Genomic DNA, 23,751 nt, shown 5'->3' on the forward strand with positions numbered 1-23,751 from the left:
AATTGCCAATGATACGACTGACCTCTAGTCAGGACACAGCTTACATGGCGCGCTTGCGCCATTTCATGTTGCGCAACGGTGTTGCAGTGACTGTCTCAGAGCGTGCAGGAAAGCTCGACATGTGGTTGCTACAAGAACACCAGCAACCGCTGGCGCAAGCGTTATTGAGCGAGTATATCGACGACCCTGCTGCGATGCCTGATGCTGCGCCAAGTGGCGGCTTACTTAAGCCGACGTTACGCACACTGACTTCACAAGCTGGACTGGTCACCTTTATGGTCGCCCTTGCCGTGCTGGCAGTGGCAGCTGCACAGTTCTTCTGGTCCATGCAAGCTACTTTAGGTGCCTTAATTATTACGCCACCCGGCTCGTCAGAGCTCGACTTTAGTCAACCTTGGCGTCTATTTACACCCGCCCTGCTACACATGTCCGCTACCCACTTAATATTTAACATCTTTTGGTGGTGGTACCTAGGTGGGCGTATCGAACTCACACTGGGTGGCAAAACCTTAGTGCTATTATTGCTGGTATGCGGTATCAGCGCCAACCTGCTGCAGTGGTACACCACAGGCCCGCTGTTCGGCGGTTTATCTGGGGTTGTGTACGGGCTATTTGGCTTTTGCGCTGTGTATGGCTGGCGGCGTCAATCGGCGTTATCGCTGCCACCGGCATTACTGGTGTTTATGATAGGTTGGTTGCTGCTTGGCTACACCGAAGTGCTATGGGTCAATATGGCTAACGACGCCCACTTAATGGGCTTGATCAGCGGCGCTTTAATCGGCTTGGGCTACCGCTTCCAGCGCACCGGGTTTAACTGATACGTGTCTACTGATACAAATACGTGGTGAAAATGAGGTCTTTTATAATTGGCCGCCCAGTTTCGCGTTCAAGTAGTTCTTTGGCGCGAGCAATGCATTCTTGACGAAGCTCTTCACGGCCGGTGAGTGAACGCACTTTACCTTCCTGCGCGCGCCCAAATATTTCAATAAAGGCGTCCCGCAGTAATGGGTCATGGTGCTCCAGCAAGCTCATATCGCTAGGCTCCATCAATACAGCTTCAATTCCGACGCGCACATAACCTAAATGGCGACTTTGCTCCAACTTGACAAAATTGGTGGTGATATCGGGGTCAAACGGATAGTACATCTGCCTTGTGGGGCCCTCTTGCGCCCAAGGAGCGTCCATCAACATCAAGCTGACCGCCAGTATCGTCGCGTTAATTCGCCAACCCATGTGTCACTCCTCAAGTTACTCAGCATCAGCACGTTATATCGGCCGCATGCCCGTAGAACTTATATCTGATATGATTATCATATCATTAACTGCATTGAAGCTACTGTGGCAACAACAATTTTTTCTGATATTCAGTGGGCGACGGACTTGGCCCAAGCCGCCGTGCAACCCAGTGAGCGGATGCGCGACTGGTTAGAATCGCCGCAATCATTGACGGCGCGCCTACGCCAACACACCGCTAGTTTCCATGTTGAGGTGCTCAGCCACCAACCAGCGGAAGTTGCCGTGGATGAACGCGCATTGATGCAGCTTGGCGCCGCGGATGCCTGCCAGTGCCGTGAAGTTATTCTGGGTAATGGTGATTCGGCTTGGGTGTTTGCGCGTAGTATTATTCCTCAGGCCACTCAAGGTTTACTCTATGACTTGCAGCATATTGGCGATAGTCCTTTAGGTGAAGCCTTGTTTAGCCACCCAAATATTTATTCAGGGGCGTTTGAATTTGCTCATTTTCCGCTACAGTCTAAAGTAGTCGAACTTGACCAACAGCGCGGCGCCACCGCGCAAGCATTATGGGGACGCCGACGTGTATTTATGGTGGAGCAACAACCGGTGTTGGTTGCCGAGGTATTTTTAAGTGCAGCGCCGAGTTATGGCGACTAATGGCAATTAATATTGAATTAAGACAAAAGGAATCAACATGAGTCGATTGCGTCACTACCGCGCGCTAATGCGAATGGATAAACCTATAGGCACTTGGCTGCTGGCTTGGCCGACATTCTGGGCTCTGCTCGTTGCAGGTGCAGGCGACCCCTCTATCCGTTTGGTCGCGATCTTCGCTGCGGGTGTATTCTTAATGCGCTCAGCAGGGTGCGTGATTAACGATTTTGCAGACCGCAAACTTGACCGCCATGTGCAACGCACCCGCGAACGTCCGCTGGCCAGCGGTAAAGTCACCTCGGCAGAGGCTTTAGTGCTGTTTGTTGGCTTAGTTTTGCTAGCGTTCTTATTGGTGCTGACATTAAATTGGCTGACCGTCGGTTTAAGCGCCGTGGCGCTAGCGCTGGCTGCCGCCTACCCGTTTGCCAAGCGTTTTACCCATTTACCCCAAGTCATTTTGGGCGCAGCTTTTTCGATGGCGATACCCATGGCTTTCGCCGCTGTCGAGTACCGGGTGCCGCTGATAGCTTGGGTGCTATTTGCAGCGAACCTGGTGTGGACGGTGGCTTACGATACGCAGTACGCCATGGCAGATCGTGAAGACGACTTGAAAGTTGGGATTAAGTCGTCCGCGATTTTGTTTGGACGCTATGATCTTATCGCCATTGCTTTATTGCAGACCCTCACCATTGCACTATTGGCCTTAGTGGGTTGGATGATGTCGGCAGCACCCTACTATTGGATTAGCGTTGCACTTGCCGCCGCTATGTTCGTGTGGCAATTGTGGATGATCAGCGGACGCGAGCCGGACCAGTGCATGCGTGCATTTCGCCAAAACCATTATGTCGGCATGATCATCGCGATTGGTATTGCCCTGCACTTTTGGTTACCTGACGTGCCATGGCTAGGCAGCTTACTTTAAGTTACCTAGCCATGAAAGAGGCTGCTATGCAGCAGCCTCTTTCAAGCGTTTAACTGATTGCTTAATGGTCTGCACCACTGGGCTAGGCAACAAACTGTCGATGGTGTCACTCAACTGTAAAGTCGTGGCGTTGGAGACATAATCACCTTGTTGGTTTACCAGCAAATAATCTTCCTGCTTTAGCACCTGAACTAAGGTGCTGAATAAGCGCTTGTCGAAAAACTCTGGGGCGTCAATGCCATGCATCGAGCCTAGCCGCATCGCTAAGGCTTCACTATGTTGCTCAAGGTCAGCGCGCGAGAGATTATCAAAGCTCTTCAGCAACTCCATCACAATACCGTAGCGTGCTAAAGTCTCGTTAATCGCATTAGCTAACAGGCGTAGCTGGAAGTAACCTTGGGTATCGTGTTCAGGCACGCTATAGCCACCCTCGGCCTGACGCAACCAGCCTTGGCTGACCAGTTGTTCACAAATCGCAGCGACCCATACCGGCACATCGCCTGCATCCTGACTTAGATACAATTCTGAGCGCAACATCGGCATTAACGTGGTGACAAAATCACTCACATCTGCGGCCACAAAACGCTGCTTAGCCAACGCAAAATTCGCCACCAACGCAGGCACCGCAAACAGGTGCAGGACGTTATTACGATAATACGTCATAGTGAGTGCTTGCTCACTATTTAAGCTCGCCAATTCGCCGACAGCATCTTGGGTTACTTCGAATTTATCCATTTTAACCGCTTGCTGCCAGAGCGTAGCGCCCGTGGTGTCCGGCACCACCGCATAAGGGCTATATGGCACACCTTTGAGTAACGCCAAATACCCGTCAAACTGCGCAATCAACTCTTCTTTCGTCAGTGAGCGATTTTCAGCGCACAATAGCGCCAAACCACTTAAATTGATTGAGTTCACCACAGCGCCGTCATTAATATTGCGCATCAGAATATCGGCCAGTTTATTCACCTGCGGCGTTAACCAGCTCGGCTTGGCAGGTTCTTCAATACCGCGCGTACTCGATTCGCGCCAATTCGGCTGTTCTGCATCTAAGTATTCGTCTAAGCGTACAGGCTTACCAAAGGTGACATAGCCATGGCCGAAATTGCGCAATTTGCGCAAAATGCCAAATACTTGGCACACCGATTCTTTTTGCTTGGATTTACCGCGCAGCTCTTTGTGGTAGGTAGCCACTTCCATCACATGTTCATAACCGATATATACGGGCACTAAACTGATAGGACGGCTAATCCCGCGTAACTGCCCTTGGACTGTCATCGCTAACATGCCCGTCTTTGGCGCCAGCAAGCGCCCCGTACGGCTGCGCCCACCTTCCATAAAGTACTCAACTGAGTACCCTTTTTGGAACAATCTGCCCATATACTCGCGAAACACGATGGAATACAACTTGTTACCACGGAAGCTGCGACGAATAAAAAACGCGCCGCCGCGACGGAAAATTGGGCCTGCAGGCCAAAAGTTAAGGTTGACCCCCGCAGCTATATGCGGCGGCACCAAACCTTGCTTATAAATCACATAACTCAGTAACAAGTAATCCATGTGGCTACGGTGACACGGCACATAAATGATTTCATGCCCATCGTGTGCCAGTTCACGCACAACACTGGCGTGTCGCACATCAATACCGTTGTATAAGCGATTCCACAGCCAGGTCATCACACGATCGCCAATACGGACTAACCCTTCACGGTAGTCAGCGGCAATTTCTTCAAGGTAATCCTGAGCCCGTTGGTGTGCTTGTTCGGTGGTAATTTTCTTACTTCGCGCCTCGTCTTCAATGGCTTGGCGCAGCACTGGCGTGCGCAGCAATGAGCGGATCATTTCGTCCCGCGACCACAACTTAGGCCCCGCCACCGCGTGGCGCAAACGGCTAAAGTGCGTACGCGCTACGCGTGATAATTTATGCCCCAAATTCGCGTCATTGCCATATTTGTCTGCCATTAGACGCAGACTGACTGGCCGACTGATACGCAACATGATATTGCGACCAGCAAACAACAACACCATAAAGCGCTTCCATAAACTACGCACTTCAATATCAGCACTCACCACACCAGTTGGTTCTTCGCGCCCTGCGTTACGCCCCCAAAATAAGGCGGCTGGAAACATTAGTACGTTATGCTTAGGGTGCTGTTGATGGAGCGCCAGCAACTGGCCAAACGGCTGCTCAGCGGCATAATCTAACTTCCGCTTAGGGTCTTCAACGAATAACACACGATCGAAGGTTTGCCCCTCAATCGTCAGCGGGCTAAGTGGGTCTGGCAACTGATGCTGCTTTGCGGCACGCTGTAACACCACCAAATCCGACAAACTCGGTGATTTCATTACGTAAACAATATGATTTGCGTCAGACGCCACGCTGTCGTGCGGGTCTAAGATTGTTTCGGCTTTGGTGAGCCAGCGCACTGGCCATTTGCAGATTGCATATAAATAGCGTTTAAAGCTCATAAGGCGCCATCTAAAGGGATAAAAGATAGGGTCAAGGATACCACTTCATCCTTCATTTGTCGCAACCCCTACATGTTTGCAAGAACATGGATAAAAATACAGCAATAGGCTTGCACTGCAAAAATTACTGTATATACTCACAGCATACTGTATAGAAAAACAGGGTTTATTATGGCCTCAACTCGTACACCTCAAGTTCTTAGCGCACGCCCCCTTACACCGCGTCAAAGCGAAGTATTAGATCTGATTAAAAGCACGATTGACGCGACGGGCATGCCGCCGACCCGTGCTGAAATAGCACAACGCTTAGGTTTTCGCTCCGCGAATGCAGCAGAAGAACATCTGAAAGCCTTAGCTAAAAAGGGTGTGATTGAAATGCTACCTGGCATGTCTCGCGGCATCCGCTTGGTGCAGCATGACAATAGCGACGAACCTGAGCAGTTAGGCCTGCCTTTGATAGGTCAAGTCGCGGCGGGCGAACCAATTCTAGCCGCCGAGCATATTGAAAACCACGTGCAAGTTGACCAACAGCTGTTTAAGCCCGCTGCAGATTTCTTGCTACGTGTTAAAGGCATGAGCATGCAGAAAATAGGCATTCTGGACGGCGACTTGTTGGCGGTGCATAAGACCAATCAGGCTCGCAACGGCCAGGTTGTGGTGGCCAGAATTGACGACGAAGTGACCGTTAAGCGTTTTGAGCGCCAAGGCAGCACCGTGCTGTTGCACCCAGAGAACGACGAATTTTCAACTATTTATGTAGATTTAACGACTCAACCATTAACCATTGAAGGGTTAGCTGTAGGTGTGATTCGTAACGGAGGCTGGTTATGAACCCAACACACAAACAACATCGTCACCCAGGCTTGTGGACCTTACCTAATCAAGCCCCCCATTTTTGCGCCAACAGCGACAGCTTTGACACCCAAGGCTTATTGTCTGCCCTATCAGACGTGTCGACGCAGTTTGAGCAACACCAGCGTTGGGTGACTTTAATTGGTCAACCAAGCAACACCAGTGTAAGCCATGTGTTACACATGCTCGCCCAAGCTGGCGTCAATTTACGCCACGTGCGCTGGATTCGTCCTAGCGATGCAGCCAGCAAAGCCTTTGCCGCGGAACAAGCGATGTTGCTAGACAACAGTGCGCTGGTGGTTGCGTGGCTCGACCAGTGCGTTCAACGCGATGCCCTAAGACTGCAATTAGCACGCAAGCACACTCAGGCTAAAGTAATGATTTACAATGATTTATTTTCACCGATAGCGTTACATTAAGTAACCAATAAACAGCTATGAATCAGTTAAAGGGGGCTATTCACATCAGCCCCCTTTTTTATTAACAAAGATGATGCTATTTTGATCTGCGACAATATGTCCCAAATAGCTTTTACACGCCATGTAGTTCTTTTTGCGCCTTTTTAAGGCGGATGTCTTAAAGCAGACGTGCAAATGCCAATAACCTTTACCTAACATCTGCATAAAGCAGAGATAATAATTAAAACGACAACAAAGGGTTAGGCAAGGACTGCGATTTCTGGGGAATAGCTGTTCCATTTCTTGCTGACCTCTTTGTTCTGGCGTTGCCACTGCACCCCATGCAGTGCAGCAGCAAAAGACTAAGAGGAGATGTCGAGTGAAAGCGAGTCTGTATCGCGTGCTTTGCGCCGCGCTGGTTTTGATGACACCAGCTGCATACGCTCAAACTCTGCAGTTAAATTTGACGCGTGGCGTGACTGATGTAAGTCAGTCCGTTTATAGCCTGCACATGTACGCATTTTATGTGTGCGCAGTTATTGGCGTCATCGTATTTGCTGCAATGTTCTGGTCCATGTTTCGCCACCGCAAGTCGCGTGGTGTGCAACCTGCGAAATTCCATGACAATGTCAAAGTGGAAATCGCTTGGACTATTATTCCTTTCTTAATTCTGATTGCCCTTGCCCTACCGGCTACCTTCCTACTCATCGATATGGAAGATACGGATGACTCAGACCTGACGGTTTTAGTGACAGGTTCCCAATGGCGTTGGGACTATGAATACTTCGATTACGATGTACGCTATCGCAGTAACATGGCCACCATGCGCGAGCAAGTGTACGGCAATCTTGAGAAAGGCCAGAATTACCTACTTGAGGTTGACCGTCCTCTGGTCATTCCTACCCAGCGCAAAGTGCGCTTCTTGATTACCTCCGACGACGTTATCCATAGTTGGTGGGTGCCTGAGTTCGCAGTCAAAAAGGACGCCAACCCAGGGTATATCAACGAAGCATGGACACGTGTCGAAGAGCCCGGTATTTACCGCGGCCAATGCGCTGAACTGTGTGGCCGAGACCATGCGTTTATGCCGGTCGTTGTCATTGCGATGGAGCCAGACGATTTCGAGAGTTGGATTACCAACGAAGAAACGCGTCTTGCTGAGCAACGTGCCGAAGAAGAACGCCTTCTTGAGATGCAAATGGACATGAGCGAGCTAATGAGCTTGGGTGAGTCTGTGTATGTAGCGCAATGCGCTGCCTGCCACCAACCCAACGGCCGTGGCGTACCTGGTGTATTCCCAGCCCTCGCTGGCGAAGGTGTTTCAGTTGACCCGAACGGCATTGATGAACATATCGACGTAGTCGTGAACGGTGTTCGCGGTAGTGCCATGCAAGCCTACCGTAGCCAGCTCAGTATGCGTGAGTTAGCCGCCGTCATTACCTACGAGCGCAATGCTTGGGGCAACGATACCGGCGACGAAATTCAAGCCGCTGATATTCATAATTTTATCCAAGGCAATAATAATTAAGGGAGGATGGCCATGAGCACTGTTGTAGATACACATCTTGATCATGACGACCATCATGACCACAAGCCGACTGGTATAAAGCGTTGGTTATTTACCACCAACCATAAAGACATTGGAACGCTGTATTTATTATTCAGCTTTCTGATGTTCTTTGTCGGCGGTACGATGGCTTTGGTTATTCGTGCCGAGCTATTCCAACCGGGAATGCAAATTGTAGACCCGCATTTCTTTAACCAAATGACCACCATGCATGGTCTGATCATGGTCTTCGGTGCTGTCATGCCGGCATTCACTGGCTTAGCCAACTGGATGATACCAATGATGATCGGTGCGCCTGATATGGCGCTACCGCGGATGAATAACTGGAGCTTTTGGATCCTGCCATTCGCGTTCATCATTTTGATGTCATCGATGTTGATGCCGGGTGGCGGCCCAGCCTTTGGTTGGACGTTCTACGCTCCATTGTCGACAACCTATAGTACCGACTCGACCGCACTCTTCGTGTTTGCCATTCATATCATGGGTATTTCGTCGATCATGGGGGCGATTAACGTCATTGTCACCATCATGAATATGCGTGCACCCGGTATGACTTACATGCGCATGCCATTGTTCGTGTGGACTTGGTTTATTACCGCATTCCTGCTGATTGCGGTCATGCCGGTACTCGCGGGTGTAGTCACCATGGTACTTACAGACAAGTACTTTGCGACTAGCTTCTTTGACGCAGCCGGTGGTGGTGACCCAGTATTGTTCCAGCACTTATTCTGGTTCTTTGGCCACCCTGAAGTGTACATCATGATTTTACCGTCCTTCGGGATTGTCTCTGCGATTATTCCGGCCTTCGCACGCAAACCTTTGTTCGGTTACGCATCCATGGTCTACGCCACCGCAGCGATTGCAGGCCTGTCGTTCCTGGTATGGGCGCACCACATGTTTACCACTGGTATGCCGGTCTTTGCATCGCTGTTCTTTATGTACATGACCATGCTTATTGCCGTACCTACTGGGGTAAAAGTGTTTAACTGGGTAAGTACCATGTGGCGCGGCGCGATGACCTTCGAGCCGCCAATGCTATTTGCCCTAGCCTTTGTGATTCTGTTCACCATTGGTGGTTTCTCGGGCATTATGCTGGCGTTGACCCCGGTTGATTACCAGTATCACGATACCTATTTCGTGGTGGCGCATTTCCACTATGTGTTGGTCAGCGGTGCGGTGTTCTCGATTATGGCGGCGGCGTATTACTGGCTGCCTAAATGGTCAGGCTATATGCCAAATGAAGGTTTAGCCAAGCTGCACTTCTGGTGCTCGGTCATTTCAGTCAACATTCTGTTCTTCCCGATGCATTTTGTTGGCTTAGCTGGCATGCCACGACGCATTCCAGATTACGCGCTACAGTTTGCCGATATTAATGCAGTGGTAAGTGTCGGTGCATTCCTGTTTGGTTTCTCGCAGCTTATTTTCCTTGCCGTGGTACTTAAATGTATGGCGAAACAAGGCGACAAAGCACCAGCGAAACCTTGGGAAGGCGCTGAAGGTCTTGAGTGGGAGGTGCCGTCTCCGGCGCCATACCATACCTTTGACACCCCACCGACCATTGAAGAACCGGTACGCTAAGGAGCTATGCTATGAGCACTCAGCAACGTCCTAAAGTCGATAACAGCAAAATGATTACGCGCCTGTTGGTTACCGTAGTCGCTATGTTTGCGTTCGGTTTCGCGCTGGTGCCTTTGTACGAAAAGTTCTGTGAAATTACCGGATTTAACGGCCGCACCAGCAATACCGCTGCGGCCGTTAGCGAAGGCAGCCTCATTGACACCTCGCGCTTGGTCACCGTGGAATTTCATACTCGAGTTAACCGTGGTTTACCGTGGCAATTCGAGTCTGAAGTGCGCCGTATGCAGGTGCATCCAGGTGAAACCAAAACCGTCAATTTCACAGCAATTAATCGTACTGGTCGCAATATGACAGGTCAGGCACTACCGTCTGTCGCACCTGGCGAAGCCGCTCCGTATTTGCTTAAAACAGAATGTTTCTGCTTCCAAAACCAGCCATTAGCTGCCGGTGATACCGCAGTGATGCCCATGCAGTTTTATTTGGATCCGGACATTCCTAACCACATTCGCACGCTCACCCTGTCGTACATGATGTACGACATGACAGAGGCTGCTGCACAGGGTCGTGTCGTTGTCGACACATCTGAGTGAGGATACACCAATGAGTTCAGGTAATACCCAACATGAGAAGTATTATGTGCCAGATTCAAGTATCTGGCCTTTGGTAGGTGCGGTTGCGCTAGGCTTAATTGCCTACGGCGCAGCGCATTATGTGATTGAATGGTCGAATCAAGAAGCTGGTTTTGGCCACTGGTTCTTATTGGCTGGTATCGTGGTGTTAATCGTGATGCTGGTTGGTTGGTTCCGCGACCAAATCAACGAGTCGCAGCAAGGCCTTTACAGCGCGCAAATGAGCCGCTCTTACCGACAAGGTATGAGTTGGTTTATTTTCTCCGAAGTAATGTTCTTCTTAGCATTCTTCGGCGCCTTGTTTTATGCCCGCATGATTGCTGTGCCATGGCTTGGCGGCGCCAGCAACAATGTGATGACTGGTGAAGTATTATGGCCTGGCTTTGAAGCTATCTGGCCACTAACAACAACACCAGGTGGCATTGAAACCCAGGCGATGGGCTGGGGCTTACCACTTATTAACACCTTAATCTTAGTTACGTCGTCGGTTACCTTGCACTTTGCCCATCACGGCTTAGAGCATGGCAAGCGCGGTGCGCTGAAACTATGGTTAGCTATCACCATTGCTTTGGGCTTAATTTTCTTAAGCTTACAAATTTACGAGTATGTCCACGCATACCGTGACCTTGGGCTCACATTGCAATCAGGCATTTATGGCAATACCTTCTTCATGTTGACAGGCTTTCACGGCTTACACGTGACTTTAGGTGCGATTATGTTGATCGTGATGTTCGCTCGGGTGCTGAAAGGCCACTTTAGCAAAGACAACCAGTTCGCCTTTGAAGCCAGCGTTTGGTATTGGCACTTTGTCGATGTGGTATGGGTCATTTTGTTTTTATTCGTCTATATTTTGTAACGCAAAAAGCCGCAGATCATGGTCTGCGGCTTTTCTCATGCTCCCAATTAATAGGGGCGCGGGTTCGGGGTCACTACCCCAAATGCAAGAGCCAGGATAATAAGTATCATCACCAGGGCTGAAAACAGCACTCGACGCCCTAAAAAGTAAGACATTGGTGGGCGTTCACCATCCGCCCGTAACAGGCTAAATAGCCCTTTGAATAAGTTGTAAATGATGTATAGCAGTAGCGCGACAAGAATTATTTTTAATATGACGTTTAACACGCGATTGTCTCCAGGTTGTTTATTATGTCTTTCCTTGGCCTGAGTCGCAGATCATCCGCTAACACGGACAACAAGCAATTTCGTCTGCATCCAGGTGCATGTGTGGTTACTTTGCTTGCTATCGTCATTCTGGTCAAGCTAGGTCTTTGGCAAATCGACCGTGGCCAGGAAAAACAAGCCATTCTTGATCAGCACGCAAGTGCAGCGAGCCTGCCAGCAACGGACATTACGCCAGCCTTCATCGAGCAAGGCGAATGGCAGCAAGACCAACGTGTCGCTGTTCATGGTCAGTTTCAGTCTGGCCACTATTTTCTGATCGACAACCAAACCTCCAATGGACGCGTCGGCTACCATGTCGTCGCGCTGTTAAGCGCTGACGCTGATAACCAAGCCTCAATGCCGAAGGTTCCAGTGAATTTGGGCTGGGTACAGTTGCCCGGCACACGCAGTACCTTGCCTGAAATTACTTTACCCGAAGGCCGAGTTAACGTCGAAGGTCGCCTAAATATCCCAGCAGCGCGCCCCTTTTTGCTTAACGAACAGCAGTTTAGCGATACGTTACCGCAGCGTATTCAATATCTCGAGTTAGCGTCCATTCGCCAGCAGACAGGTTTGGCACTCACCGACTTTAGTATTTTGCTCGACGAAGATATCGAGTATGGGTTTACCCGCGACTGGCCGGTCGTTATTAGCGAACCCCATCGCCATTACGCCTATGCCGTGCAGTGGTTTGGACTCGCGATTGCGGCGCTGGTGGTATTTTTAGTCGCAAGCCGCCGGTCCGTTCCCTCTTCATCACTTCAGGAGACACATAATAATGATAAAAAGTGATGCACAACACCCTAACAATGATGCTGAAATAACGCGTAAGCGAAATAATCGACGCCTGTTTATTGGTGTGTTTCTTTGCTTTGCGATTCCGTTACTCGGCGCGCAGATTATCCTAAAAATGGGTTGGTACACCCCAGGCGTAACCAACAAGGGTGAATTACTATCGCCCCCAATTGAAGCCACGGCTGAGGAAAACCAATTAATGCCACAGCATTGGCGTTTAGCGTATCGGGTGCCTGACGCCTGTGACGAGCAGTGTGTGAACGGCTTGTATGTGATAAACCAAACCGACTTAGCCCTGGGACGTGATAGTAGCCGCGTAACCCCCGTAGCGATCCAGCGTAGCGAGCAAGTCACTGGTTTGCCTGAATTGTCTGCAGACAGCCGTATGCAGTACCTGGTGCTGCCAAAACTGCATGCACAGCTGAGTGAATTGCCTGAAGGTAGCCTACTTATCATTGATCCGCTCGGCTTTGTGATGATGCGATATGATGGCAGTAGCGAGCGTAACCAAGCCATTCAAGTGGGTCGCGATATGCTCGATGACTTAAAAAAACTATTAAAAATGTCACGCGTGGGGTAAATCAGCATGCGCAATCTAGTTAAGTTTTCATTAGCATTTTGTTTTATAGTCATTGTACTTGGCGCATTTACGCGCTTAACCGATGCAGGCCTAGGCTGCCCTGATTGGCCTGGCTGCTACGGTTTCCTCACGGTGCCACAAAGTGAAACCCGCCAAGCCGTCGCAGTTGAAGCCTTTCCCGAAGCGCCTTTGGACACACAAAAAGCCTGGAATGAAATGATCCACCGTTACGCGGCGGGTATCTTAGGCCTACTGGTGCTTGCGATCGCCATCGTCGCGATTCGCCGTCGTATGCGTGCCGCAACCCGACATCAACCGTTTAAGCTACCTATTTTTCTGCTCATTTTGATTTGCTGGCAAGCTGCACTTGGAATGTGGACAGTCACCATGATGCTGCAACCCGTGATTGTGATGTTGCACTTACTTGGCGGCTTTTCGACGTTCTCTTTGCTATATCTATTGTACTTACGCGAGACGCCCTACCACATGCTAGGCGGTGACCCAAAGCTGCGCGAGTTACGTTCTCTTGCGCTCTTTAGTTTACTGGTGGTCGTCGGCCAAATTGCGCTGGGAGGCTGGGTCGCAGCCAACTATGCCGCACTTGCGTGTACCGAACTACCGGTCTGCGAAGGCCCATGGGTACAACGTTTAAATTTCGCCGGCGCATTTAGCTTACCTAAAGCTGCAACCTATGAATTTGGTGTGCATTCCTATGCTGAGCGCATGACCATGCATGTATTGCATCGCTTGGGCGCGCTAATTACCACAGTTGTGCTAGGCTTTTTACTGTTTAAATTATGGCGTCAGGCACAATCGGCATTGTTCAAACGTAGTGCCTTTGTTATAACCTTGTTATTGGTTATTCAGCTTGCACTGGGTGTTAGCAATGTCGTATTTAGTTTGCCGCTAGCAGTCGCCGTCGCACACAATGCTTTCGGTGCCCTGTTATTGCTGTCGCTGGTTGGCCTGAATTACAACTTAGCCCGCAAAACATAATAATAAGAGGTCGTTATGTCACACCAAGGTTCACAACAGCAGGCTATTGCTGCCAATTTGACTAAACGCGCCAGCTGGCGCGAATATTTAGAGCTGACCAAACCTCGAGTCGTTGCGTTGCTGTTGCTCACTGCTTTGGTCGGCATGTGTCTGGCCACAGATACATGGGTAGCGCTGGATATTATGTTGCCAGCACTGGTTGGGATTGGTTTGATGGCGGGCTCGGCTGCTGCAATTAATCACTTAGTTGACCGTCATATTGACGCCAAGATGGCGCGTACATTGCGCCGCCCGCTCCCCACTGGGGCGCTGTCACCAGCGCGCGTGCTTGCCTTTGCAGCCATTATCGGCGCACTCGGTTATATCGTACTTGAGCTGATGGTGAATCGCATCACTGCACTACTGACACTGGCGAGCTTAGTCGGCTATGCATTCGTCTACACCATGTATTTAAAGCGCGCGACACCACAGAATATTGTTATTGGTGGTTTAGCTGGCGCTGCGCCTCCGCTATTAGGCTGGACTGCGGTAACTGGGGAAATTCACGCCAATGCCATTTTACTGGTGCTGATTATATTCACCTGGACGCCACCGCACTTCTGGGCCCTTGCGGTGCACCGCGCTAAAGACTATGCGAAAGCGGATATTCCCATGCTACCTGTGACACATGGTATCGATTTCACTAAAACCTGTATCTTTTTATACACCATCTTGTTAACTGTAGTCTGCGTGCTGCCCTATTTGATTGGCATGTCCGGGCTGTTGTACCTGATTGGGGTAAGCGCATTGAATATCGGCTTTTTAGCTTACGCATGGCGCTTAAAGTACGCGCCTAAAAAGCTGACGGCATTCAATATGTTTAAGTACTCGATTTGGTATTTGATGGCGTTGTTTATTCTTTTATTAGTGGATCACTATTTATTCTCATGATGTTACGTGTCTTATTGGCCGCCCTGTTAGCGGCTGTTCTAGTGGGTGGCGTATGGAGTTACCAACGTATCGCCAACCCTGGCCCACCAGAACTAGAAACCTCACTGCTATACCAAACTCAACGTAGTATTGACCCGTTTAGTTTACATAGTACGGCCGGCGACAACGAACGTGGCCAAGCCGTTACTAATGACGACTTACTCGGGCAGTGGACGGTTATTTTTACTGGGTATACGTTTTGCCCTGATATTTGCCCAACCACCATGGCGCAATTGCAACAAAGTTGGGGTGACATTGCCGCGGCAACCGATACCCCAGTGCAAGTGTGGATGGTTTCGGTTGACCCACAACGCGATGACATTCCGCGCCTGCGTAACTATGTCGGTTTTTTCAATCGTGGGTTTGAAGACGCTGAACGGCTCCCGTTTGTCGGTATTCGTGGTGAGCACAAAGACTTATTCCCCTTCGTGCGCAATATTGGCCTGATGTACAGTATTCCCGACGAAGATGAGACAAATTATCTAGTTAATCACAGTGCGGCGATTATCTTGATTAACCCCCAGGGCCATCAACAAGCGGTGTTTCGTGCCAGTCACGAGCCTGGCATGATCCCAACGGTTAACCCGCAGCTGATGCTGCGGGATTTTACCCGAATGCTGCGCTATCTTGAGCGCTAGGCTGGATTAGCTAGGCTGAATTAACTTAGCCCGGCCAACTGCCTTCTTCATCCATGCGTATCCACTGCTGTGAATACCAATAAAAGCGCCCAGGTTTACTGATACTGGGCGCTGTGCAGTTATAGCGTGAACGGCCAACATTCACAGCCTCTTCAGCTTGCACCCGCATGGTGTTGTCATTCACCCACTCAATGTCATGAGGTTGATTACGAATAAAGCAGGTGACTTGGGACGGGCGAAAATCGCGCACTTCAAACTCAATCTCAAGCACTGGGCGATTATTATCGTAACTCAACAAGGTATCCTGGTAGCGAACCGCTTGGATAGGAAACGACAAGGCTGCCATTTTAGTGCTCAAGGTATTTAAGTTCGCGTAGATACCGGCAGCCGCAAAGCGCGGAATCGCACGAAAGTCTGAACTTGGACCAAAGCCGCCCGAATGCTGAGCGAAGCCAGTAAAGCCGAGCTCTTCCACGATGTCTAACAACTCATTATCGTATTCGCCGTAAGGAAAGGCGAATAAGCGATAGCTTACTCCCACCTCATCCAGAATTTTTTGTTCAGCTTGTAAAATATTTTCAGCCATATGTTGGCGCCAAGTGGCCTCGTCTTCGAAGCCTTGGCGACGCGGCATATGCGCATGATCCAAGCTGTGGTTGGCGATAATGACGCCATCGTCGTGCAAACTACGAATTTGATCCCAGCTCATATAGCGACCAGGGCGATCACCCACAGGATCTGTGGTCACAAATAGTGTCCATGGCATCTCAAATTCCTGCATAATCGGATGCCCGGCACTATAGATGTTTTCGTAGGCGTCATCGAAGGTCAATACCACCGCTTTGTCTGGCAAACTTTGCTCGCCGCGAATACCTGCAATAGCATCCGTGAGTGAAATCACGTTAAACTCGTTGTCACGCAGGTAGGTTAGGTGCGCACGCAGTTCGTCGGGCGATACTGAGGTTGAGCGCGGTGTTGACTCACTCACATGATGGTACATTAAAATAGAAACACTCGGTTCAGCGTCACCATTGGCCCAAGCCAACGCTGATGTCATCCATAAGCTAGCGGAAGTCACTATGGCCCCGATTACGGTACTCCAGCGTCCAAATCCTCGCATTGGTTATCCCCCTTGTTAAATATATTTGATACTCGGCATCGAGCTGATCATCGCAAAGTGTTCGCGATTGCGTTACCGATGATTATCTCGAACATTGCCGCCCCAATGTTAGGGCTTGTTGATACTGCTATCATAGGCCATTTACCAGACGCTATCTACTTGAGTGCCGTCGCAATTGGCGCTATGGCGATTAACTTCGTCTATTTATTGGCGGTGTTTTTGCGCATGGCGACCACAGGTATAACTGCGCAGGCTTTTGGCGCGCAAGATACGCCGCGTCAACAACGAGGGTTTGTCCAAGGCTTAGCAGTAGCGCTCGTGTTAGGTGTGGTGATGCTCGCCATGCAGCCGCTTATATTGTGGCTGTTGTGGCAACTTGTCGAAGCAACCCCTGAACTACAGCAACTCGCCACTGACTATATCAGCATTCGTTTATATGGCGCGCCAGCAGCACTTGCTGTGCTGGTTATCCTTGGCGTGCTGCTAGGGCGTCAACAAGCTAAAGCGGCGATGGTGCTGGTGGTGCTTACCAATGCAGTGAATGTCATCCTCGATGTTGTGCTGGTGATTGGCCTTGATTTGAATGTGCGTGGCGCCGCATGGGCATCCGTCTGTGCTGAATGGGTCACCGCGATTGCAGGGCTGTACTGGGTGACTCGAAGTTTAGGACTGAAACTGCGTACTTTACCGCGTTTGCAGCGCCATGAATTTAGCGCTCTGCTGGGTATGAACCGTGACATCTTTATACGTTCGCTGGTGTTGCAGCTATGTATGGCGATGATGACCGCTTATGCGTCTTATTATGGACCTACTACCGTTGCCGCTAACGCAGTACTCCTGCAATTTCTGATGCTCATTTCACTCGGCTTAGATGGTATTGCCTATGCCAGCGAAGCATTAGTTGGGCAAGCCAAGGGTCAGCGTGACGGTCATAGCATGCAGCGCTGGTTCAAGCTGTGTTTATTTTGGTCCGGACTTTTTGCCACCCTTTACGCCCTGATTTTTGCGTTATTCGGCCATTCAATTATCGGCCTTATCACCAACATTCCTGAGGTGCGCGAACGCGCTGGCGAATTCCTGCCGTGGCTAATTGTGTTACCTCTAGTGGCGCACTGGAGTTACTTGTTCGACGGCATTTATATTGGTTTGTCCCAAAGTAAGGCGATGCGCGATTCTATGCTGCTTTCCGCGTTATTGGGCTTTATACCAGCTTGGTGGCTTAGCCTTAGCTGGCAAAACCATGGTCTTTGGTTCGCACTCTGCGTGTTTATGGTAAGCCGTGGCGCATGGCAGTGGTGGCTGCTGCATCGCCGACGCATGCTATCGATAGCAACATAGCGGCCGTATAAACAAAAAAAGGCCACCTTACGGTGGCCTATGAATGACATGGGCATGTCGAAATCAATCTTGATTACATCTCAGTCGGTGCTAAATCATCTAACAGAATCACACCCAAGTTGTCAGCGGTATTACCCACAGCAACTGCGGTGTAAATACCACTGGTTGATAGGTCGACTTCCAATGGACCTAATGCTGCGTCAGTTTCACCCGCTAACGTAATGGTCACAAAGTAAGTGCCTTCAGCAAGTGCTACATTACCTGTTGTGACCAGCTCTTCGGCATTGAAAGGTACACCAGCAAACGCAGGCTCTGCATCAGAGATATCTGCAGTTGCAGTCACGTAGATATCAACTGGTCCTGCAAATGGTGATGCGTGGATAAGGCGCAGGCGCGCTTCGGTGGCTACACGGCGATTATCTAACACCACAGCCTGTAGATTTGCGGTCTCTTCACCCAGTTCGCCGGCTGCGAATACGCTTGCTTGCAAACCATCTACAAGTGAAAACTCTTGGCTTAGCACCGCGTCCGTTTCACCTGTGACGGTCACCAAGAACTCGTAGTCATCAGCAGGTACGTTTAAGTAATCCGTAGCACCAGGGAAAGCTAAGTTGGCTACGACTGGGTCGCCAGCAATTTCATTGGCATACACATCAACGGCTGGTGCATCACCAATGGCGTGTACTACACGGATGTCAGCGCCCGTTGTGGTCGAGTACACCACACTTGAACCTTCACCATCTGCAATCAACAAGGCAATCGGTGCATCATCAGAATTAGCCGCAGTATTTAACGTGGCTACCACCATTAAATCCGCACCTGCTGGCAAGCTTAAAGTAGGTGACGTGAATAATACGCTGCTCGCCTCACCAGCCACCGTCAAGGTCACTTGGTAATCGCCCTCAGGCACGCTAACTTGGTCAGTGAAATCCTGATACGATAACGTGAAGTCTGCGCCACCTTCTGCGATATCCGCATCAGGTGCTGTTAAATAAACATCCACTGGCACATCGACTGGCGCACCGTGCAATACCTGTAGGCGAGCTTCACCACTTGCCACAGGCGACACTGAATTGGTGATGATAAATGGACCGAACTCGAACGGTGCGTCGGCGCCTAGATTACCCAGTGCAAAGATGTCATAACGCACGCCGTCTTCCAGATCGAAGTCACCTTCAATCACGGTTGTTACGTCGCCACCTGGCAAAATACCATCGACCTGCACACTGTATGTGGCTTCAGGCACTTCAAGTAGTGGAGATGACTTTTGATAGTCGACATTTTCAAGGCCCGCTAATACGTCGCCATTGGCAAGCACATTGACAGCAGGGGCATTGGCTGATGTATGATGGATGCGTAATTCCGCAGTACCATCAGCGACAGGTGGTGTGGGTGGGTTTGGCGTTAGTTCAACGCGCTCGCTGCTACTATTACATGCTGCAAGTGCCATAGCGACGGCAGAAACAGCAAAAATTCGTGTGATTCTGATCATGGGTTATACCTCGTTGATTCATGTAGTTGGTTCAGCAAACTTAACTACGCGAGTACAAAGTGATCAGGATCACACGCCTTCTACTTAACTAACAAGAAATTAACTTGTTATAATGTAACTAAATGAAATGTATAAGATTTTAACCAAGGTAAAGACTTCGCAAAGTTATACAACTTAGTAGTACGAGTGTTCGCCGCGGCTATGTTCTGTCACATCCCGAACCCCAACAAGTTCACGCGGAAACTTATCAAGTAGTTGTTTTTCAATGCCTTCTTTAAGCGTCACATCAACCATCGAACAGCCGTTACAACCACCACCAAATTGTAAAATTGCAAAACCATCATCGGTAATTTCTGTGACCATCACTTGGCCGCCATGGTTGGCTAGCTGGGGGTTTACTTCGCTTTGAATCACATATTCAACACGCTCAATTAGTGGCGCATCGTCAGCGACTTTGCGCGCTTTCGCGTTTGGTGCTTTTAAAGTCAGCTGCGAACCTAAGTCTTGCTCGACAAAGTCTATTTCCGCCTGCTCTAAAAAGGGCGCGCTCTGCTGGTCGACGACGGCATCAAAGCCTTCAAACGGCAAGCGTGTATCGCTGACTTCTACTGATTCTGGTGGACAGTAAGACACACCACACTCTGCATTCGCTTGACCTGGATTGACCACAAACACACGAATATTGGTGCCTTCCGGCTGTTGGCTGAGCAGATCTCGAAAGTGTGCCTGCGCGGATGCTGAAATACTAATCATATCAACCTCTATGCTGTCGATGGCTAAATCGATTGCGTTCATGAGTAAGGGTGTTTGCGCGACCAAAATCGCCCGAAACAGAATACCCGAGTAATTTACTAGGTTTTATTTTATCGCAAACAAACAGCGATGCATAGTAATCGGCTGGTAGATTTCCACTCCCTCTGTTAGCGTCGAGGCTCACTATTTATCAGCCTAATTGTCTTAGGCGTCGTTTCATGGGGGAAACCATGCATCACTTTCTACGCAGCAGCTGGATGGCATTGGTCAGCATCTGCTTGCTGACATTAAGCGTCAGCGCGCAAGCACAGCAGACATATGATTTAGACTATTATCTTCCAGAAGGTACAGTGCTTGACCCGAGTATTCCTACACCCGAAGAAGTACTTCATTATCAAGTGGGTGAATGGCATGTACGTCATGATCAACTTGTGCATTACATGCAGGTGCTTAGCCAACACTCGGATCGCATTCAAGTAGAAACCATGGGCTTTAGCCACGAGCGCCGCCCGCTGATTCTGGTGAAGGTGGCTGCCGCTGAAAATCGTGACCGTATTGAAGATATGCGCCGCGAGCACATGCGCTTGACCGATGCACAAAGTGATGTCCGCCCTGAAGACGCGCCTTTGGTGGTATATCTGGGTTACAGCGTGCACGGTGACGAGTCTTCTGGAGCAAATGCCGCATTATTAACCGCGTACTATCTAGCTGCGGCTCAAGGACCTGAAATTGATGCATGGTTAGACAATACCGTGATACTGATAGAGCCGGCAATGAACCCCGATGGCCTCGGCCGCTTTGCACAGTGGGCTAACCAATTTAAAAGCCAAAACCTGGTGAGCGACCGCCAAAACATTGAATTGCAGCAATTATGGTTGCGTGGTCGCCAGAATCATTATTGGTTTGACCTTAACCGCGACTGGTTATTACTGCAGCACCCAGAGTCGCGCGCACGCATCGCGGCGTATCAACGCTGGATGCCCAATGTACTGACCGACCATCACGAAATGGGCACCGATTCGACCTACTTCTTCCAACCAGGTATTCCGTCACGGAAAAACCCGATGACACCGGACGAGAATGTCGAGCTCACCGAGCTCCTCGCAGAGTATCACGCCGATATTTTGGATGATGTACATAGCTTATATTACACCGAGGAATCATTTGATGATTTCTACTATGGCAAAGGCTCAAGCTACCCGGACATTCAAGGCACTATCGGCATTTTATTCGAGCAAGGGTCATCACGTGGCCATTTACAAGAATCAATCAATGGTGAAATCTCTTTCCCGTTCACCATTCGCAATCAATTCTTAACCTCGCTGTCGACAGTACGCGGTTCCGTTGAGAATCGTGATCGTTTGAATGGATTTATGCAGCGCTTTTACCGCGATAGTATGGACATGGCACGCAGTGCCGGTTTCGATGGTTACATGCTGCAAGGCGACGCTGCTGACCCAGCGCGCATGCAAGAATTATTAAGCATTTTGCGCCAGCACAACATTGAGGCTTACGCGGTCAGTGAAGACTTTAGCGCCAACGGCGAAGATTACGTCGCTGGTCGAGATTTTTATATTCCAGCGCGCCAACGCCAGTTCCGCCTGCTTGAAGGTGCGTTTAGCACGCGTCAAGACTTCCCCGACAACACCTTCTACGACGTGTCAGCATGGACACTTCCAAAGGCTTTCAACATTCCGTTCAGCCAAGTGAGCCATAACCGCCGCTTTAGAATTGCAGAGCAAGCCTATCAGGGCGACTCGCCTTGGCAGCCAAGCGAATTACAAAACACCAACGTAGGTTACGCGTTTAGCTGGGAGCATTATTTCGCGCCGCGATTGCTCAATCAATTGCTACAACAAGGTGTGCACGCGCGTTTAGCCGCCGAAGCTATGACCATTAGTACGCCCCAAGGTGAGCAGCACTTCCCAGCGGGAACCGTGTTAATCACCCGTGCCTATCAACAGCATGACTGGTCGCAAGTGCAGCAGTGGGTTGCCAACTACAGCAACCAAAGCCAAATCCCTGTGCATACCATTAGTCGTGGCTTAACTCCGAGCACCGGTATGGACATCGGCAGTCGCAGCATCGACCCAGTGAATAAGCCAGAGGTGTTGCTTGTGGTCGGGGATGGTGTGCCTGTGCAGGAAGCAGGTGAAGCTTGGTACTACCTTGACCGTCACGTCAATTTACCGGTCACTAAAGTAGAAACACAGCGCCTGGACCGTATCGACCTGAGTCGCTACACCCACATTATTATGGTCAACGGACGCTATAGCTTCAGTGATGCGCTAGCCTCCAGGCTGCAACAGTGGGTGCGCGCTGGTGGTACCTTGATTGGTCAAAAAGGCGGTGCGCGCTGGATGTCGAATAACGGCCTCTTAGGCGCCCACTTTGTGGAACAAGCTGAGTTTGATGCCCAGTTTAATGCGCGTGGCTTGAGCTACGCAGACCGTAACGACTATTTTGCTCAGCAACGTGTGGCAGGCGCCATTTTTGCCACTGAGCTTGACCTGTCACACCCACTCGCTGCTGGTTTTACACGCACTAGCCTACCAGTGTTTAAAGACAGCACGATGGCCATGCGCGCCGACAGCGCACCTTTTATCGACGTGGCGCGCTACACCGATGCACCAGTACTTGCGGGCTACGTGTCTGAAGGCAATCGTGAAGTAATTAAAGAGCGTGCGGCCATTGTCGCTCACCGCCTTGGCAGTGGACGCGTGGTTGGCTTTGCCGACAACGTAAACTTCCGTGGCTATTTCTGGGGTACTTCAAAGTTAATGGCGAACGCTATTTTCTGGTCGCAGTACGCCATGGGCACTGTCAATTCAGAGGATGAAGCGGCAGCGGCTGAAGAAGCGCACGCACACTAACCCTTTACTTGTTCTGCGGGTGTGTACGCAAGTGCCCACCCGCTCACCATCCCCACCCCTGCCTCCAGCAATGCCAATGCCACAGCGCTTATTGTGTTGCCCGTAGTAATCACATCATCAATGACCGCAACGTGTTCTAACGAGGCTAAGTGCGCAAAGGTATCCGCTTCTCGCACGATGAAGCGTTGTTGCATCGCTTGCGCCCGTGCCGACGCCGATAGGCGATGCTGGGCTGTAAAGTGCTCGCCTTTGTGGCCTTGAATACTGACGCAGTCTTGATACGGAATCCCCAGCATGCGGCTTACTTCGCGGCCAAGCAGCGCAGCTTGATTATAGCCACGCTGCCGCCAACGCTGATTTGGCATCGGGACGCTGGTTAAACATTGTGGTAATCGCATTCGTTGCTGCTTGTGAAACGCCAAGGCTTGAGCGGCAATTAGCGCGGCGAAATGTTTGGCTAATGCAGGCTGCTGCTGAAACTTAAATTGTTGCAGCCAGCGGTCAACAGGCGGCTGATAGGAAGCAGCCGCCAACCAATACAGACAATGATCTGATGCGCCTGCGGGACGAAGGTTAGCCGGCGCTAAACGCGGTAAGTCGGCAAAACAAGTAGTACAACACCCGCAGATTACAGCGTTAGCATACCCACATAGCCAGCAATAACCTTGTGCGGTGCGCCGCATACGCACACTAAATTCACGGCCTAAGGCGCGCCAATCATGTACCATACCCAC

23 protein-coding genes are annotated in these 23,751 nt (G+C 50.3%); 16 read left to right on the forward strand and 7 right to left on the reverse strand.

The features are described 5' to 3' along the window. Positions 1–8: 8 nt before the first annotated feature. Positions 9–818: a rhomboid family intramembrane serine protease gene (locus tag CWE07_RS03475; RefSeq protein WP_126818970.1), complete on the forward strand. Its 810-nt coding sequence runs from the start codon at positions 9–11 to the stop codon at positions 816–818. A 7-nt stretch (positions 819–825) separates the two neighbouring features. Here the strand turns inward: CWE07_RS03475 and CWE07_RS03480 are convergent, their stop codons facing one another. Continuing rightward, positions 826–1,233 carry a flagellar basal body-associated FliL family protein gene (locus CWE07_RS03480; protein WP_111568765.1) on the reverse strand — a complete coding sequence of 136 codons (408 nt, stop codon included), beginning with the start codon at positions 1,231–1,233 and terminating at the stop codon, positions 826–828. Between the two features lie 105 nt (positions 1,234–1,338). On the opposite strand from CWE07_RS03480, the gene CWE07_RS03485 reads away from it, so the two are divergent. Then, positions 1,339–1,893 carry a chorismate--pyruvate lyase family protein gene (locus tag CWE07_RS03485; RefSeq protein ID WP_111568764.1) on the forward strand — a complete coding sequence of 185 codons (555 nt, stop codon included), beginning with the start codon at positions 1,339–1,341 and terminating at the stop codon, positions 1,891–1,893. Between the two features lie 37 nt (positions 1,894–1,930). Then, entirely contained in the window at positions 1,931–2,812 is an 882-nt protein-coding gene (ubiA, locus tag CWE07_RS03490) for a 4-hydroxybenzoate octaprenyltransferase (protein ID WP_111568763.1), read from the forward strand. A 24-nt stretch (positions 2,813–2,836) separates the two neighbouring features. On the opposite strand, the gene plsB is transcribed toward ubiA, so the two are convergent. Then, a complete protein-coding gene (gene plsB, locus CWE07_RS03495; protein WP_111568762.1) occupies positions 2,837–5,278 on the reverse strand; it encodes a glycerol-3-phosphate 1-O-acyltransferase PlsB in 2,442 nt (813 codons plus the stop codon). 171 nt (positions 5,279–5,449) lie between these two features. Here plsB and lexA point away from each other — a divergent pair, with 171 nt between their 5' ends. The 6 genes from lexA (at position 5,450) to CWE07_RS03525 (ending at position 11,158) form a co-directional block, all read left to right on the forward strand. Beyond that, positions 5,450–6,109: a transcriptional repressor LexA gene (gene lexA, locus CWE07_RS03500; RefSeq protein WP_111568761.1), complete on the forward strand. Its 660-nt coding sequence runs from the start codon at positions 5,450–5,452 to the stop codon at positions 6,107–6,109. Next, positions 6,106–6,549: a hypothetical protein gene (locus tag CWE07_RS03505; protein WP_111568760.1), complete on the forward strand. Its 444-nt coding sequence runs from the start codon at positions 6,106–6,108 to the stop codon at positions 6,547–6,549. The genes lexA and CWE07_RS03505 overlap by 4 nt, the downstream gene beginning before the upstream one ends. Positions 6,550–6,952: 403 nt before the next feature. Next, positions 6,953–8,056, forward strand: a complete 1,104-nt coding sequence (gene coxB, locus CWE07_RS03510; protein WP_111568887.1) for a cytochrome c oxidase subunit II — start codon at positions 6,953–6,955, stop codon at positions 8,054–8,056. Between the two features lie 12 nt (positions 8,057–8,068). Continuing rightward, positions 8,069–9,673, forward strand: a complete 1,605-nt coding sequence (ctaD, locus tag CWE07_RS03515) for a cytochrome c oxidase subunit I (protein WP_111568759.1) — start codon at positions 8,069–8,071, stop codon at positions 9,671–9,673. Positions 9,674–9,684: 11 nt separating this feature from the next. Continuing rightward, the gene (locus CWE07_RS03520; protein ID WP_111568758.1) at positions 9,685–10,263 is read left to right on the forward strand and encodes a cytochrome c oxidase assembly protein; all 579 of its coding nucleotides are present in this window, start codon (positions 9,685–9,687) and stop codon (positions 10,261–10,263) included. Between the two features lie 10 nt (positions 10,264–10,273). Further along, positions 10,274–11,158: a cytochrome c oxidase subunit 3 gene (locus tag CWE07_RS03525; RefSeq protein WP_111568757.1), complete on the forward strand. Its 885-nt coding sequence runs from the start codon at positions 10,274–10,276 to the stop codon at positions 11,156–11,158. A gap of 47 nt (positions 11,159–11,205) precedes the next feature. Here CWE07_RS03525 and CWE07_RS03530 read toward each other — a convergent pair whose 3' ends face one another. Further along, positions 11,206–11,424: a DUF2909 domain-containing protein gene (locus CWE07_RS03530; RefSeq protein WP_111568756.1), complete on the reverse strand. Its 219-nt coding sequence runs from the start codon at positions 11,422–11,424 to the stop codon at positions 11,206–11,208. Between the two features lie 24 nt (positions 11,425–11,448). On the opposite strand from CWE07_RS03530, the gene CWE07_RS03535 reads away from it, so the two are divergent. Genes CWE07_RS03535 through CWE07_RS03555 form a run of 5 tightly spaced genes read left to right on the forward strand, consistent with a single transcriptional unit; the run spans position 11,449 to position 15,441 of the window. Further along, a complete protein-coding gene (locus CWE07_RS03535; protein ID WP_111568755.1) occupies positions 11,449–12,255 on the forward strand; it encodes an SURF1 family protein in 807 nt (268 codons plus the stop codon). Next, complete coding sequence (locus tag CWE07_RS03540) at positions 12,242–12,838, forward strand: hypothetical protein (RefSeq protein ID WP_111568754.1); 597 nt, start codon at positions 12,242–12,244, stop codon at positions 12,836–12,838. Before CWE07_RS03535 ends, CWE07_RS03540 begins: the two co-directional genes overlap by 14 nt. Before the next feature lie 6 nt (positions 12,839–12,844). Further along, positions 12,845–13,834 carry a COX15/CtaA family protein gene (locus tag CWE07_RS03545; protein WP_111568753.1) on the forward strand — a complete coding sequence of 330 codons (990 nt, stop codon included), beginning with the start codon at positions 12,845–12,847 and terminating at the stop codon, positions 13,832–13,834. A gap of 15 nt (positions 13,835–13,849) precedes the next feature. Continuing rightward, positions 13,850–14,764: a heme o synthase gene (cyoE, locus tag CWE07_RS03550; RefSeq protein ID WP_111568752.1), complete on the forward strand. Its 915-nt coding sequence runs from the start codon at positions 13,850–13,852 to the stop codon at positions 14,762–14,764. Further along, complete coding sequence (locus CWE07_RS03555; RefSeq protein ID WP_111568751.1) at positions 14,761–15,441, forward strand: SCO family protein; 681 nt, start codon at positions 14,761–14,763, stop codon at positions 15,439–15,441. Before cyoE ends, CWE07_RS03555 begins: the two co-directional genes overlap by 4 nt. Positions 15,442–15,466: 25 nt before the next feature. Here the strand turns inward: CWE07_RS03555 and CWE07_RS03560 are convergent, their stop codons facing one another. Next, positions 15,467–16,561, reverse strand: coding sequence for a polysaccharide deacetylase family protein (locus CWE07_RS03560; RefSeq protein ID WP_111568750.1), 1,095 nt, complete (start codon positions 16,559–16,561; stop codon positions 15,467–15,469). Between the two features lie 12 nt (positions 16,562–16,573). Here CWE07_RS03560 and CWE07_RS03565 point away from each other — a divergent pair, with 12 nt between their 5' ends. Beyond that, positions 16,574–17,899 carry an MATE family efflux transporter gene (locus CWE07_RS03565; RefSeq protein ID WP_241974027.1) on the forward strand — a complete coding sequence of 442 codons (1,326 nt, stop codon included), beginning with the start codon at positions 16,574–16,576 and terminating at the stop codon, positions 17,897–17,899. A 73-nt stretch (positions 17,900–17,972) separates the two neighbouring features. Here CWE07_RS03565 and CWE07_RS03570 read toward each other — a convergent pair whose 3' ends face one another. Both CWE07_RS03570 and nfuA read right to left on the reverse strand, forming a co-directional pair. Further along, positions 17,973–19,391: a DUF4397 domain-containing protein gene (locus CWE07_RS03570; RefSeq protein ID WP_126818971.1), complete on the reverse strand. Its 1,419-nt coding sequence runs from the start codon at positions 19,389–19,391 to the stop codon at positions 17,973–17,975. 174 nt (positions 19,392–19,565) lie between these two features. Then, the gene (nfuA, locus tag CWE07_RS03575; protein WP_111568884.1) at positions 19,566–20,144 is read right to left on the reverse strand and encodes a Fe-S biogenesis protein NfuA; all 579 of its coding nucleotides are present in this window, start codon (positions 20,142–20,144) and stop codon (positions 19,566–19,568) included. A gap of 230 nt (positions 20,145–20,374) precedes the next feature. Between nfuA and CWE07_RS03580 the strand changes: the two genes are divergently transcribed. Further along, a complete protein-coding gene (locus tag CWE07_RS03580; RefSeq protein ID WP_241974029.1) occupies positions 20,375–23,017 on the forward strand; it encodes a M14 family zinc carboxypeptidase in 2,643 nt (880 codons plus the stop codon). Here the strand turns inward: CWE07_RS03580 and CWE07_RS03585 are convergent. Beyond that, complete coding sequence (locus CWE07_RS03585; protein WP_111568749.1) at positions 23,014–23,745, reverse strand: ComF family protein; 732 nt, start codon at positions 23,743–23,745, stop codon at positions 23,014–23,016. The two genes, CWE07_RS03580 and CWE07_RS03585, sit on opposite strands and share 4 nt — an antisense overlap. Between the last annotated feature and the right edge of the window lie 6 nt (positions 23,746–23,751).

This window comes from Aliidiomarina maris, assembly GCF_003987335.1.
Classification (GTDB): Bacteria; Pseudomonadota; Gammaproteobacteria; order Enterobacterales; family Alteromonadaceae; genus Aliidiomarina; species Aliidiomarina maris.

Bases quoted from the DNA above. Each gene is read 5' to 3' on its own strand.
- CWE07_RS03475 (WP_126818970.1), top strand. From the start codon at position 9: ATGATACGACTGACCTCTAGTCAGGACACAGCTTACATGGCGCGCTTG.
- CWE07_RS03480 (WP_111568765.1), bottom strand. From the start codon at position 1,233: ATGGGTTGGCGAATTAACGCGACGATACTGGCGGTCAGCTTGATGTTG.
- ubiA (WP_111568763.1), top strand. From the start codon at position 1,931: ATGAGTCGATTGCGTCACTACCGCGCGCTAATGCGAATGGATAAACCT.
- plsB (WP_111568762.1), bottom strand. From the start codon at position 5,278: ATGAGCTTTAAACGCTATTTATATGCAATCTGCAAATGGCCAGTGCGC.
- lexA (WP_111568761.1), top strand. From the start codon at position 5,450: ATGGCCTCAACTCGTACACCTCAAGTTCTTAGCGCACGCCCCCTTACA.
- CWE07_RS03505 (WP_111568760.1), top strand. From the start codon at position 6,106: ATGAACCCAACACACAAACAACATCGTCACCCAGGCTTGTGGACCTTA.
- coxB (WP_111568887.1), top strand. From the start codon at position 6,953: ATGACACCAGCTGCATACGCTCAAACTCTGCAGTTAAATTTGACGCGT.
- ctaD (WP_111568759.1), top strand. From the start codon at position 8,069: ATGAGCACTGTTGTAGATACACATCTTGATCATGACGACCATCATGAC.
- CWE07_RS03520 (WP_111568758.1), top strand. From the start codon at position 9,685: ATGAGCACTCAGCAACGTCCTAAAGTCGATAACAGCAAAATGATTACG.
- CWE07_RS03525 (WP_111568757.1), top strand. From the start codon at position 10,274: ATGAGTTCAGGTAATACCCAACATGAGAAGTATTATGTGCCAGATTCA.
- CWE07_RS03535 (WP_111568755.1), top strand. From the start codon at position 11,449: ATGTCTTTCCTTGGCCTGAGTCGCAGATCATCCGCTAACACGGACAAC.
- CWE07_RS03540 (WP_111568754.1), top strand. From the start codon at position 12,242: ATGATAAAAAGTGATGCACAACACCCTAACAATGATGCTGAAATAACG.
- CWE07_RS03545 (WP_111568753.1), top strand. From the start codon at position 12,845: ATGCGCAATCTAGTTAAGTTTTCATTAGCATTTTGTTTTATAGTCATT.
- cyoE (WP_111568752.1), top strand. From the start codon at position 13,850: ATGTCACACCAAGGTTCACAACAGCAGGCTATTGCTGCCAATTTGACT.
- CWE07_RS03555 (WP_111568751.1), top strand. From the start codon at position 14,761: ATGATGTTACGTGTCTTATTGGCCGCCCTGTTAGCGGCTGTTCTAGTG.
- CWE07_RS03560 (WP_111568750.1), bottom strand. From the start codon at position 16,561: ATGCGAGGATTTGGACGCTGGAGTACCGTAATCGGGGCCATAGTGACT.
- CWE07_RS03570 (WP_126818971.1), bottom strand. From the start codon at position 19,391: ATGATCAGAATCACACGAATTTTTGCTGTTTCTGCCGTCGCTATGGCA.
- nfuA (WP_111568884.1), bottom strand. From the start codon at position 20,144: ATGATTAGTATTTCAGCATCCGCGCAGGCACACTTTCGAGATCTGCTC.
- CWE07_RS03580 (WP_241974029.1), top strand. From the start codon at position 20,375: ATGCATCACTTTCTACGCAGCAGCTGGATGGCATTGGTCAGCATCTGC.
- CWE07_RS03585 (WP_111568749.1), bottom strand. From the start codon at position 23,745: ATGGTACATGATTGGCGCGCCTTAGGCCGTGAATTTAGTGTGCGTATG.